Origin of the sequence: Paraburkholderia tagetis, assembly GCF_022213065.1 — a bacterium.
GTDB classification, from domain to species: Bacteria; Pseudomonadota; Gammaproteobacteria; order Burkholderiales; family Burkholderiaceae; genus Paraburkholderia; species Paraburkholderia tagetis.
Genome location: NZ_JAKLJA010000004.1, coordinates 265822 through 278200 on the forward strand (window position 1 = coordinate 265822; position 12379 = coordinate 278200).

Here is a 12379-nt window from a genome sequence, read left to right on the forward strand (position 1 = left end):
GCGAGTTGTCTATACAAATTACCGATTGAGCATGGGGGCCGGCAATCGGTGTTATTACCTGGGTTGCGTTGCCGTGCTGGAAACGTAAGGCCCCGTAACTTCGGCGTTAGCCAGGAGGGGCGAGGGTATACGCGGATCTTTTTAAACTTGTATAGACAAGTCGTTTTGTGTAATCTGGCGCCATCTTGTCCATACAACCTGGTGACTTGCGATGATTACACTGACCCCTGGCCATCTGACCCTCACGCAACTGCGCCAGATCGCGCGCGCAGCGGATAGCCGCAGCGTCCAGCTCCAGCTCGATCCCGCGAGCTTCGCGGCGATCGACGCGAGCGCGCGCACCGTTGCCGAGATCACGGCCAAGGGTGATCCCGCCTACGGCATCAACACGGGCTTCGGCCGCCTCGCCAGCACGCATATCCCGCGCGAGCAGCTCGAACTCCTGCAACGCAATCTGGTGCTCTCGCACGCCGTGGGCGTGGGCGAGCCGATGGCATTGCCGGTCGTGCGCCTGATGATGGCGCTGAAGCTCTCGAGCCTCGGCCGCGGCCACTCGGGCATCCGTCGCGAAGTGATGGAAACGCTCATCAAGCTCTTCAACGCCGACGTCCTGCCCGTGATCCCGGTGAAGGGCTCGGTGGGCGCCTCGGGCGACCTCGCGCCGCTCTCGCACATGTCGGCAGTGCTGCTGGGCGTGGGCGACGTGTTCGCGAAGGGCGAGCGCATGAGCGCGGAAGAGGGCCTGCGTCTGGCCGGCCTCAAGCCGATCGCGCTGCAAGCGAAGGAAGGCCTCGCGCTCCTGAACGGCACGCAGGCTTCCACGGCGCTGGCGATCTATAACCTGTTCGCCATCGAAGATCTGTATCGCACGGCGCTGGTGTCGGGCGCGCTGTGCGTGGACGCGGCGGCCGGCTCGGTCAAGCCGTTCGACGCGCGCATTCACGAACTGCGCGGCCATCGCGGCCAGATCGAAGCGGCTTCGGCATACCGCACGCTGCTCGACGGCTCGTCGATCAACCTCTCGCACCGCGACTGCGGCAAGGTCCAGGACCCGTACTCGCTGCGCTGCCAGCCGCAAGTGATGGGCGCGTGTCTCGACCAGATGCGCCATGCCGCGCAAGTGCTGCTGATCGAAGCCAACGCCGTTTCGGATAACCCGCTGATCTTCCCGGACACCAAGGAAGTCATTTCGGGCGGCAATTTCCACGCGGAGCCGGTGGCGTTCGCGGCCGACAACCTCGCGCTGGCCGCCGCCGAAATCGGCGCGCTTGCCGAACGTCGCATCGCCCTGCTGATCGACGCGACGCTCTCGGGCCTGCCGCCTTTCCTCGTGAAGGACGGTGGCGTGAACTCGGGCTTCATGATCGCGCACGTGACGGCGGCGGCATTGGCCTCGGAGAACAAGACGCTTGCGCATCCGGCCTCGGTGGATTCGCTGCCGACCTCGGCGAACCAGGAAGACCACGTGTCGATGGCGACGTTTGCCGCGCGCAAGCTCGCCGACATCGCCGGAAACACGGCCAACATTCTTGCGATCGAACTGCTCGCGGCAGCACAGGGCGTTGACCTGCGCGCACCGCACGCGACCAGCCCGGCACTGCAAAAGGTGATGCACTCGGTGCGCAGCGAAGTCCCGCATTACGACATTGACCGTTACTTCGCACCCGATATCGCCGCAATGACGCAGCTCGTGCAGAACGGCGCAATCGCGGTGCACAGCCCGTTCGCATTCGAGTCCGAGCAATAAATCAAATAACCCAGACAAATAATTCGAGATCCTTATGAACCATCCCAACTTCACCGATCCCCGCCTCGACCCGACCCGCACGATCCGCGCGCCGCGCGGTGCGGAGAAGGTGTGCAAGACCTGGCTGGCCGAAGCCGCGTACCGCATGATCCAGAATAATCTGGACCCGGAAGTCGCCGAGCATCCGCACGCGCTGGTCGTGTACGGCGGCATTGGCCGCGCCGCGCGCAACTGGGAGTGCTACGACCAGATCCTCGCGTCGCTGAAGGACCTGAACGAAGACGAAACGCTGCTGATCCAGTCGGGCAAGCCGGTGGGCGTGTTCCGCACCCACGCAGACGCACCGCGCGTGCTGCTCGCGAACTCGAACCTCGTGCCGCACTGGGCCACCTGGGAGCATTTCCACGAACTCGACCGCAAGGGCCTCATGATGTACGGCCAGATGACGGCGGGCAGCTGGATCTATATCGGCTCGCAGGGCATCGTGCAGGGCACCTACGAGACGTTCTTCTCGGTGGCGAACCAGCACTTCAAGGGCGACCCGAGCGGCCGCTGGATCCTCACGGGCGGCCTCGGCGGCATGGGCGGCGCACAGCCGCTGGCCGCGACGATGGCAGGCTTCTCGATGATCGCGGTCGAATGCGACGAGACGCGCATCGACTTCCGCCTGAAGACGCGCTACGTGGACCGCAAGGCGAAGACGCTCGACGAGGCGCTGGCCATCGTCGAGGAAGCGAAGAAGGCGGGCAAGCCGGTGTCGGTGGGCCTGCTGGGCAATGCTGCTGATGTGTTCGCCGAGTGCGTCGCACGCGGCATCACGCCGGACTGCGTGACGGACCAGACGAGCGCGCACGACCCGATCAACGGTTATCTGCCGCAGGGCTGGACCGTCGAGCAGTGGCGCGAAGCGCAGAAGGTGGCGCCGGAAAGCATCGTGAAGGTCGCCAAGCAGTCGATGGCGCACCAGGTGAAGGCGATGCTGACGCTGCAGGAGCGCGGCGCGGCGACGCTCGACTACGGCAACAACATCCGCCAGATGGCGCTGGAAATGGGCGTGGAAAACGCGTTCGATTTCCCGGGCTTCGTGCCGGCGTATATCCGTCCGCTGTTCTGCGAGGGCAAGGGCCCGTTCCGCTGGGTGGCGCTCTCGGGCGACCCCGAGGACATCTACAAGACGGACGCGAAGGTCAAGGAACTGATTCCCGACGATCCGCACCTGCACAACTGGCTGGACATGGCGCGCGAGCGCATCGCGTTCCAGGGTCTGCCGGCGCGTATCTGCTGGGTGGGCGTGAAGGATCGCTATCGTCTGGGCCAGGCGTTCAACGAGATGGTCAGGAACGGCGAGCTGAAGGCGCCGGTCGTGATCGGCCGCGACCACCTGGACACGGGTTCGGTGGCGAGCCCGAACCGCGAGACGGAATCGATGAAGGACGGTTCGGACGCCGTGAGCGACTGGCCGCTGCTCAACGCGCTGCTGAATACGGCAGGCGGTGCATCGTGGGTGTCGCTGCACCATGGCGGCGGTGTGGGCATGGGCTTCTCGCAGCACTCGGGCGTGGTGATCGTCGCGGACGGTACGCAGGCGGCGCACGAGCGTCTGGGACGCGTGTTGCTGAACGACCCGGCCACGGGCGTGATGCGTCACGCGGATGCCGGCTACGAACTCGCGCAGCAGACGGCGCGTGAAGCGGGTCTCAAGCTGCCGATGCTGGGCCGATGAGTCAGCCCCAAGATAAGGCCCACGAAACGGGCACCGCGCAGCTCACGCTGCTGCGCGGCGCCGATCTCGTGGCGTCGCCGTGGAAGAACGGCGGTGGCGTCACGCGAGAGATCGCGCTCGCGCATCTGCCAGGCGCGGTGCCCGGCGCTGCGCCTGGTGAATTCGCGTGGCGCGTGAGCGTAGCGGACGTCGCGCAAGCGGGTCCGTTTTCGCGTTTCGAAGGCGTGGCGCGGACGCTGGTGCTGCTCGAAGGCGCTGGCATGGTGCTCGCCGAGACGTCGGCGGAGAGCGGCGCACATGTGCATACGCACACGCTCACGCGTGCGCTCGACGTCGCGCGTTTCGACGGCGAAGCGCCAATCGATGCGCGCCTCGTCGACGGACCCACGCGCGATTTCAACCTGATGGTGCGACGCGGCGCGGCGCGTGCGACGTTCGAAGTGTGGCGCGATGGTAATGTGGCGCGCCGCATCGAAGCCGATACCGTGCTGCTTTATTGCGCGCAGGGCGTGGCGAAGGTGCGCGTGAATGGCGCCGAGCCCACGGCGCTCGCGGCCGGCGACACGCTGCGCATCGACACAGCCGGTGCTGCGGATTCGGCGCGTGCCGTTCGAATCGAGACGCAAGGCGAGGGCGCACTGCTTGCCATCGCGCTGGACGTCGTGAGCGCGCACGCGGATCGAGAACATTCGAGAACCTGATAGCGACGCGGCGCATCGCAGCGCCGCGCAATCTCCATGACCCAGACTGTCTGGCATCACCTGAAGCTGTGCCCGCAGGGCGACCCGCGGCACACCATCGAAGACGCGGCAATCGCCGTCGAGAACGGCAAGATCGCATGGCAGGGCGCGGCGTCGGCGTTGCCGGCGCAATTCGCGCAGTGGCCGTGCGAAGACCTCGGGGGCGCGTGGGTGACCCCGGGCCTCGTGGATTGCCACACGCACCTCGTGTACGGCGGCCAGCGCGCCGACGAATTCGCGCAGCGCCTCGCGGGCGTGAGCTACGAAGAGATCGCGCGTAACGGCGGCGGCATCGTTTCGACGGTGCGCGCGACGCGCGCCGCGAGCGAAGCGGAACTCTATGCGCAGTCGGCCGCGCGCCTCGAGCCGCTGCTTGCCGAAGGCGTCACCGCAGTCGAGATCAAGTCGGGCTACGGCCTCGAACTCGCCGCCGAGCGCAAGATGCTGCGCGTCGCGCGCCAGCTCGGCGAGCGTTATCCGGTCACGGTGCGCACGACTTTCCTCGGCGCGCATGCGTTGCCGCCCGAATACGCCGGTCGCGCCGACGACTATATCGACGAAGTGTGCGAGCGCATGCTGCCCGCACTGGCCGACGAAGGTCTCGTCGATGCAGTGGACGTTTTCTGCGAACGCATCGGCTTCTCGATCGCACAGAGCGAGCGTGTGTTCGAAGCCGCCGCGCGGCGCAATCTGCCGGTCAAGATGCACGCCGAGCAGTTGTCCAATAGCGGCGGCGCGGCGCTGGCCGCGCGCTACGGCGCATTGTCGTCGGACCATCTGGAGTTTCTCGACGAGGCGGGCGTGGCGGCGATGAAGGCTGCGGGCAGCGTCGCGGTGCTGTTGCCGGGTGCCTATTATTTCATTCGCGAGACGCAATTGCCGCCGCTCGAATTGCTGCGCCGCTACGAAGTGCCGATCGCGATTTCGACGGACAGCAATCCGGGCACATCGCCGACGACTTCGCTGCTGCTCATGATGAATATGGCGACCACGCTGTTCCGCATGACCGTGCCCGAGGTACTGCAGGGCGTGACGCAACACGCGGCGCGCGCGCTCGGCGATGCCGAGCGCCACGGCACGCTCGCCGAAGGCCGCCCCGCAGACTTCGCGGTATGGGACGTGCAATCGCTCGCGGAACTGGCTTACTGGATCGGCAGGCCGCTTTGCGCGCGCGTCGTGCGCGGCGGCAAGACCGTTTTCGCGCGTCGTTTGAACACGATCTGAAAAACGCATTGAACGCATGAATCAGGCATCGAACATGAATTCCAACTCACGCGCGCTGTTCGCGGCGCACGCCTGGCTGCCGCAAGGGTGGCGCCGTAACGTGCTGCTCGAATGGGATGAAACGGGCACGCTGCAACGCGTTCAGGCGGATCTTGCCGCCGCACCCGCAGGTGTTGCACAGGCGGCAGGCCCGGTCATGCCAGGCATGCCTAATCTTCATTCGCACGCATTCCAGCGTGCGATGGCCGGCCTCACCGAATACCGCGCCAATCCCACCGACAGCTTCTGGAGCTGGCGCGATCTGATGTATCGTTTCGCCGCGCGCATCACGCCCGACGATCTTGGCGCTGTCGCGCGCTGGCTCTATGTGGAGATGCTCAAGGCCGGCTATACGTCGGTCTGCGAGTTCCACTACGTGCATCACGCGCACGACGGGCAGCGTTATGCCAACCCGGCCGAACTGGCGCAGCGCGTGGTCGACGCCGCGAGCGAAACCGGCGTGGGCATGACCATGCTGCCGGTGCTCTATCAGTACAGCGGTTTCGGCTCTCGCGCGCCGCGCGACGACCAGCGCCGTTTCATCAATACCCCTGAACAACTGCTGTCGATCATCGAGACGTTGCGCGGCGAGCGGCCCGAGCATGGCGCATTGCGCTATGGCGTTGCGCCGCATTCGCTGCGCGCGGTCTCGCAGGCCTCGTTGCGCACGCTGCTCGAAGGTCTCGATGCGTCGCTGCCCGGCGCGCCGGTGCATATCCATATTGCCGAGCAAACCGCCGAAGTCGACGCCTGCGTCGAGACCGAGGGTGCCCGCCCGGTGCAATGGCTGCTCGACCGTTTCGACGTGAATGCGCGCTGGTGTCTCGTGCACGCCACGCATGTCGATGCGCAGGAGACGCTGGCGCTCGCGAAGAGCGGCGCGGTGGCCGGCCTCTGCCTCACCACGGAAGCGAATCTCGGCGACGGCATTTTCCCGGCGCACGATTACCTCGATGCGCAGGGCGTGTTCGGTGTGGGCTCGGACAGCCATATCGGCGTGGACTGGCGCGCGGAATTGCGCTTGCTCGAATACGGCCAGCGTCTCGTGAGGCGCGAGCGCAACGTGCTGGCCGCGCCGCACACGACGAGCGTGGCGGACCGGCTCTTCGCCGCCGCGCTCGCGGGCGGCGCACGCGCGGCAGGCCGCGCGGTGGGCGCGCTCGAAGCGGGCGCGCGCGCCGACTGGATCGTGCTCGATCCGCAGCATCCCGATCTCGCGGAAAAGATGCCGCAGACGTGGCTTTCCTCGGTCGTGTTCTGCGAGCATGGCGAAACGCCCGTGCTCGACGTCTACACGGCGGGCGAGAAAGTGGTCGAGGGCCGTCGCCATCGCGATGAGGAGCGCCTCTATGCGGACTATCGCAAGACGCTTGCGCGCTTGCTGGCCGACGCGTGAGCGCCGCGAGCACAACATCCGCGCCGTAATTCGCTGCAATCCATCGAACGGACCGACTCATGACTGACCTCTACACCCTCGAGCGCGGCGACGCGCCGCTGCTCATTTCGATTCCGCACCTGGGCACGTCGATTCCCGAGTCGCTGCGCGGCCAATATACGGACGTCGCGCTGAGTCTCGCCGATACCGACTGGCATCTCGACCGCCTCTACGCTTTCGCGAAGGCGCTGGGCGCGACGATTCTAGGCGCGCGCGTCTCGCGCTATGTGATCGACCTGAACCGTCCGCCCAACGACGAGAGCCTCTATCCGGGGCAAACCACCACGTCGCTGTGCCCCACTGAAACGTTTCGCGGCGAGCCGCTCTACCGTGAGGGCTGCCCGCCCGACGCAGCCGAGCGTCAGCGCCGCGTTGCGGCTTACTGGCAGCCGTATCACGACACGCTGCGTGCTGAACTGCAGCGTTTGCGCAGCCAGCACGCGAACGTGCTGCTCTGGGAAGCGCATTCGATCGCGAGCGTGCTGCCGCGTCTCTTCGAAGACAAGCTGCCGGACCTGAATATCGGCACGCAGGAGGGCCGCACCGCGCACGCATCGGTGCAGACGCGCGTCGAGCAGGCGGCAGCGGGCAGTGCTTATACGTGGGTGGCAAACGGGCGCTTCAAGGGCGGCTATATCACACGCCATTTCGGTGCGCCGGTCGATGGCGTGCATGCGATTCAACTCGAAATGTGCCAGTCCACCTATATGAACGAGCATGCTCCGTTCGATTACGCGCCTGCGCTTGCGGAGAAGGTCGAACCGACGCTGCGCGAAATGGTAGGTGGCGCGCTCGACGCCGTGAAGGCGCTGAACGCCGCTGTGGCCTGACGACGAAACCCGCGCGATCGCTTGAATCGCGCGCACGAAAAAATGGCTCTGGATGCGTAATCCAGAGCCATTTTTATTTCAGCGTGTTTGAGCTGGTGTTTGAGCTTTGGGCGCGGCGAGCGGTCAACGCAATACGGTCAACGCAACATTTCCGCGAGCGTATTGAACAGCAACGTGCGCTTGTTCGCTTTACGGTGAATCATGCCTACGGTGCGCATGAACGGTGGATTGCAAAGCGGAATCAGCCGCAGATTCGCATCGTCGTGCCAGTTGCCGTTATGGAGGACGGGCAGCACGCTCACCCCCACGTCGTTGCGCACCAGAGAGACGATCGTTTCAATGGAATTGAGCTCAAGGTATTCCTGAGGCTTGATACCGAGCGTGCGCAATGCTTCGTCGATCACGCTGCCGGTCGGTACGCGGCGATCGAAGCGCAGGAAGCTGCGTTCGCGCAGAATGCGGCGCACGTTGCCGCCCGACGTGGCACGGCTCGCCACCAGCATGAGCGGCTCTTCATAGAGGGGCGTCCACGCGAGCGATTCGTGCAGCGTGCCGTCCGCGTTGCCGACTACCACGGCGAGATCGACTTCGCCTGCTTCCACCATCTGCGCAAGCTCCGCGGAGCGCGCGGAGGTGAGCCGCACTTCGAGTTCGGGATGCTGGGTCTTCAGATGCGCCACGGCGAGCGAGAGCGCGCCGATCACGGAGACCACGGCGCCCACGATGACCAAGCCGCGGATCGTGTCCTCGGCGCGGGCCGGCAACTCGTCGATCAGCTCGAGAATACGTTCGACCTTCGCGCAGATCTCCCGGCCTTCGCGCGTCAACGCCACCTGGCGGGCGCGGCGATCGAAGATCTGCCGGCCCAGCGCCTCTTCGAGCCCACGCATTTGCAGACTCACGGCGGCTTGCGTGAGCGCGGTCTTTTCGGCTGCGAGGGCAAACGAGCCGCTACGGGCCACGGCTTGCAGAGTACGCAGCATGCGCAGGGAAAGCATGGAAGAAAAATTTAAGCATCGAAAACAAAATATTAATATTTTTTTGCCTGAGCCTTCAAGATAATTGCCATATTGACTGGTGCGTCTGTATTGCCCGGCTGTGTTTCTTCCCTATCTCTTCCATCATCCCAATCGGTATCGCCATGACACGCTTCGACTGGCAGAACCCTTATCCGACACCGCGCCTGCCGGTGTTCGCCCGCAACATCGTTTCGACTTCGCATCCGCTCGCCGCGCAGGCAGGCCTGCGCATGCTGTGGAAAGGCGGCAATGCAGTGGACGCCGCGATCGCGGCGGCGGCGGCCATCACGGTGGTCGAGCCGGTGTCGTGCGGGCTGGGTGGCGACGCGTTCGCGCTCGTCTGGGACGGTGCGCAGTTGCACGGCCTGAACGCTTCGGGCACGGCGCCCGCCGCCTGGAATCCCGATTACTTTCGGCGCAAGTACGGCGAGGAAAACGGCCTTGCGAAGCAGCCCAAACGCGGCTGGGATACCGTCACGGTGCCCGGCGTGATTGCCGGCTGGGAAGCGCTGCACGAGAAGTTCGGCTCGCTGCCGTTTGCCGATCTGATGGCGCCTGCGATCGAGGTCGCCGAGCGCGGCTATGCCCTCGCTTCGGTCGTCGCGCACAAATGGCAGGCGGCCATTCCCGAATTGCACGACCAGCCCGGTTTTGCCGAGACCTTCATGCCGCGCGGCCGCGCGCCCGAGGTGAGCGAGCGCGTGTGCCTGCCGGGCCACGCGGCAACGCTGCGACAACTCGCCGAACTCGGCCCGCGTGCCTACTACGAAGGTGAAATCGCCGAGCGCATCGCCGCGTTCGCGCGCGAGGGCGGCGGCGCGCTCACGCGCGACGATTTGCGCAACTATCGCGCGCAGTGGGTGGAGCCGATTTCGAAGAACTATCGCGGCTATCGGATGCACGAGATTCCGCCCAACGGTCAGGGCATCGCCGCGCTCATTGCGCTGGGCATTCTCGAACAATTCGACGTCGCGTCGTTGCCGCGCGATGGCATCGAATCGCAGCATTTGCAGATCGAGGCCATGAAGCTCGCATTCGCCGACGTCTATCGCTATGTCGCCGATCCGCGCTCGATGGACGTGACGCCCGAGCAGATGCTCGATGACGCGTATCTCAAGGAGCGCGCGAAACTCATCGACCTGAAGCGCGCGACGCCATTCGATTTCGGCATGCCGAGGTCGGGCGGCACGATCTATCTGTCCGCCGTCGATGAGCGCGGCATGATGGTGAGCTTCATCCAGTCGAACTACATGGGCTTCGGCTCGGGCGTGGTGGTGCCGGGCACCGGGATCGCGCTGCAGAACCGCGGCTGCGGATTCTCGATGGACCCGATCTCGCCCAACGTCGTCGAAGGCGGCAAGCGCCCGTTCCATACGATCATTCCCGGGTTCCTCACGCAGCAGGTGGACGGCCGCGAAGAGGCGGTCATGAGCTTTGGCGTGATGGGCGGCGACATGCAGCCGCAAGGCCATCTGCAGACGGTCGTGCGCATGCTCGATTACGGCCAGCAGCCGCAGGCCGCGTGCGATGCGCCGCGCTGGAAAGTGAATCGCGATTTCACGGTCGATATCGAATCGACGCTCGATCCGCAGGTCGCGCAAGCGCTGGCGGCACGAGGCCACGAGATCAAGAGCATCGACGATCCGTATATGGACTTCGGCTCCGGCCAGTTCATCTGGAAGCTCGATCGCAACGATCCCGAACGTGGCTATGTGGCGGCGAGCGATTCGCGGCGCGACGGGCTGGCTGCGGGGTTCTGATCGTCGGATTTCGATCGCCGGCTTGCACTGTCCGTGTCGCTGAACGGGCTGCGAAGCAGTGCTATATTCGCGGTCCTTATCGCAATCTAGCGATGAAATGCTTACGTTTTGACAGGTGGCGGAGAGTGTATGGCGATTGAATACCGAGGCTTTCAAATCAATATCGATACGCAAGCGGACGCAACGGACACGCAATGGCTGTGCCGCGCGGAGATCGAGGGAGCGCAAGCTGAAGTGCGCGATGTCGCATTGCCTTGCATGGAGCTTGCGTTTCCCAAACTCAAGATCGACGTGCTGATGGTGGTCAGCATGGTGGAGCACAAGGCGCGTCAATCCGTCGATGAATGGCTGGCAGCACAGCCAGCCATGGTGTGAGTGTGATGGCGCCTGGCTTGCAAGACACAGCCAGAAACGGTTAACGCGGCAGCACGACGTTGCGCGGCTGGCCGGCGTGGAACCCGGCAATGTGACCCGATTCGAGCCAGCGACCGGCACGCACGGCCTCGCTCCGGTTGCCGCGCCGTGCGTCATGCCGCGTGCCATGCGACTCGGGCTTGGGTCGCTCAGCCTTTCCATTTGATCAAGCCAGATTGAGCAACGATCGATTATCAAGGCGCGCGATCCGGCTCATCATGACGTCCAGAGTCGAAAACCTTCTGGAGACAGTCATGTCACGTCCGCTCACCGGCATCCGCGTTCTGGAGCTCGGGCAACTCATTGCGGGCCCGTTCGCGGGGAAAATGTTCGCCGAATTCGGCGCGAGCGTCATCAAGATCGAGCCGCCCGGCACCGGCGATCCGCTGCGCAAATGGCGCCTGCTGCACGAAGGCACCTCGGTATGGTGGGCCGCGCAGTCGCGCAACAAGCAGTCGCTCACGCTCGATTTGCGCTCGCCCGAGGGGCAGGATGTGATCCGCCGTCTCGTATCGGAAACGGATGTGCTGATCGAGAATTTTCGTCCCGGCACGCTCGAAGGCTGGGGGCTCGGCTGGGAGGCGCTCAGCGCGATCAATCCAGGGCTGATCATGTTGCGTGTGTCCGGCTACGGACAGACCGGGCCTTATCGCGACCGGCCCGGCTTCGGCGTGGTCGCCGAGGCGATGGGCGGCCTGCGCCATCTCAGCGGCGAGCCCGAGCGCACGCCGGTGCGTGTGGGTATTTCGATTGGCGATTCGCTTTCGGCGCTGCACGGCGTGATTGGCGTGCTGCTCGCGCTGCGCCACCGCGAGCAGCACGGCGGCAAGGGGCAGGTCGTGGACGTGGCGCTCTACGAGTCCGTCTTCAACATGATGGAGAGCCTGTTGCCCGAGTTTTCGGTGTTCGGCGCGGTGCGCCAGCCGGCCGGCAGCAGTTTGCCCGGCATTGCGCCGAGCAATGCGTATCGTTGCAGCGATGGCAAATACGCGCTGATCGCGGGCAACGGCGACAGCATCTTCCGTCGCCTGATGGAGCTGATCGAGCGTCCGGACCTCGGCAGCGATCCGGCGCTCGCGCAGAACGACGGGCGCGTCGCACAGGTCGAGCGCATCGACGTGGCCATTGGCGAATGGTGCGCGCGCCACACGCTCGACGAGGTGCTTGCCGCGCTCAACGAAGCGCGCATTCCGGCCGGACGCATCTACGACGTGGCGGATATCGCGGCCGACCCGCACTACCAGGCGCGCGAGATGATCGTCGAGGACACGCTGCCCGATGGCACGCCGGTGAGCGTGCCCGGCATCGTGCCGAAACTGAACGCCACGCCGGGCGTCATCGAGCACAGCGCGCCCACGCTCGGCCAGCATACGGATACGGTGCTCGAATCCATCGGCGTGGATGCCGCGACACGCGACGCATGGCGTGCGCGCGGTGTGATTTGAATA

10 protein-coding genes are annotated in these 12379 nt (G+C 65.2%); 9 read left to right on the forward strand and 1 reads right to left on the reverse strand.

The features are described from left to right. Nucleotides 1–211: 211 nt before the first annotated feature. From hutH to hutG, 6 genes are read left to right on the forward strand one after another with little or no spacing between them, the layout of a single operon-like run. On the forward strand, nucleotides 212–1747 hold the full coding sequence (gene hutH / locus L5014_RS08245; protein ID WP_238463088.1) for a histidine ammonia-lyase: 1536 nt from the start codon (nucleotides 212–214) through the stop codon (nucleotides 1745–1747). Nucleotides 1748–1781: 34 nt separating this feature from the next. Beyond that, nucleotides 1782–3470: a urocanate hydratase gene (gene hutU, locus L5014_RS08250; protein WP_238463089.1), complete on the forward strand. Its 1689-nt coding sequence runs from the start codon at nucleotides 1782–1784 to the stop codon at nucleotides 3468–3470. Beyond that, entirely contained in the window at nucleotides 3467–4171 is a 705-nt protein-coding gene (locus L5014_RS08255; protein ID WP_238463090.1) for a HutD/Ves family protein, read from the forward strand. The genes hutU and L5014_RS08255 overlap by 4 nt, the downstream gene beginning before the upstream one ends. A gap of 36 nt (nucleotides 4172–4207) precedes the next feature. Further along, on the forward strand, nucleotides 4208–5434 hold the full coding sequence (gene hutI, locus L5014_RS08260) for an imidazolonepropionase (protein WP_238463091.1): 1227 nt from the start codon (nucleotides 4208–4210) through the stop codon (nucleotides 5432–5434). A 34-nt stretch (nucleotides 5435–5468) separates the two neighbouring features. Beyond that, nucleotides 5469–6869 (forward strand): formimidoylglutamate deiminase, encoded by a 1401-nt coding sequence (locus L5014_RS08265; RefSeq protein ID WP_238463092.1) that lies wholly within the window; start codon nucleotides 5469–5471, stop codon nucleotides 6867–6869. A 59-nt stretch (nucleotides 6870–6928) separates the two neighbouring features. Then, complete coding sequence (gene hutG, locus L5014_RS08270) at nucleotides 6929–7738, forward strand: N-formylglutamate deformylase (RefSeq protein ID WP_238463093.1); 810 nt, start codon at nucleotides 6929–6931, stop codon at nucleotides 7736–7738. A 137-nt stretch (nucleotides 7739–7875) separates the two neighbouring features. Here hutG and L5014_RS08275 read toward each other — a convergent pair whose 3' ends face one another. Next, a complete protein-coding gene (locus tag L5014_RS08275; RefSeq protein WP_238463094.1) occupies nucleotides 7876–8736 on the reverse strand; it encodes a LysR family transcriptional regulator in 861 nt (286 codons plus the stop codon). 143 nt (nucleotides 8737–8879) lie between these two features. Here L5014_RS08275 and L5014_RS08280 point away from each other — a divergent pair, with 143 nt between their 5' ends. The 3 genes from L5014_RS08280 (at nucleotide 8880) to L5014_RS08290 (ending at nucleotide 12376) form a co-directional block, all read left to right on the forward strand. Continuing rightward, on the forward strand, nucleotides 8880–10517 hold the full coding sequence (locus tag L5014_RS08280; RefSeq protein WP_238463095.1) for a gamma-glutamyltransferase family protein: 1638 nt from the start codon (nucleotides 8880–8882) through the stop codon (nucleotides 10515–10517). A 129-nt stretch (nucleotides 10518–10646) separates the two neighbouring features. Continuing rightward, entirely contained in the window at nucleotides 10647–10892 is a 246-nt protein-coding gene (locus L5014_RS08285; RefSeq protein WP_238463096.1) for a hypothetical protein, read from the forward strand. A gap of 293 nt (nucleotides 10893–11185) precedes the next feature. Beyond that, a complete protein-coding gene (locus tag L5014_RS08290) occupies nucleotides 11186–12376 on the forward strand; it encodes a CaiB/BaiF CoA transferase family protein (RefSeq protein WP_238463097.1) in 1191 nt (396 codons plus the stop codon). Nucleotides 12377–12379 lie beyond the last annotated feature (3 nt).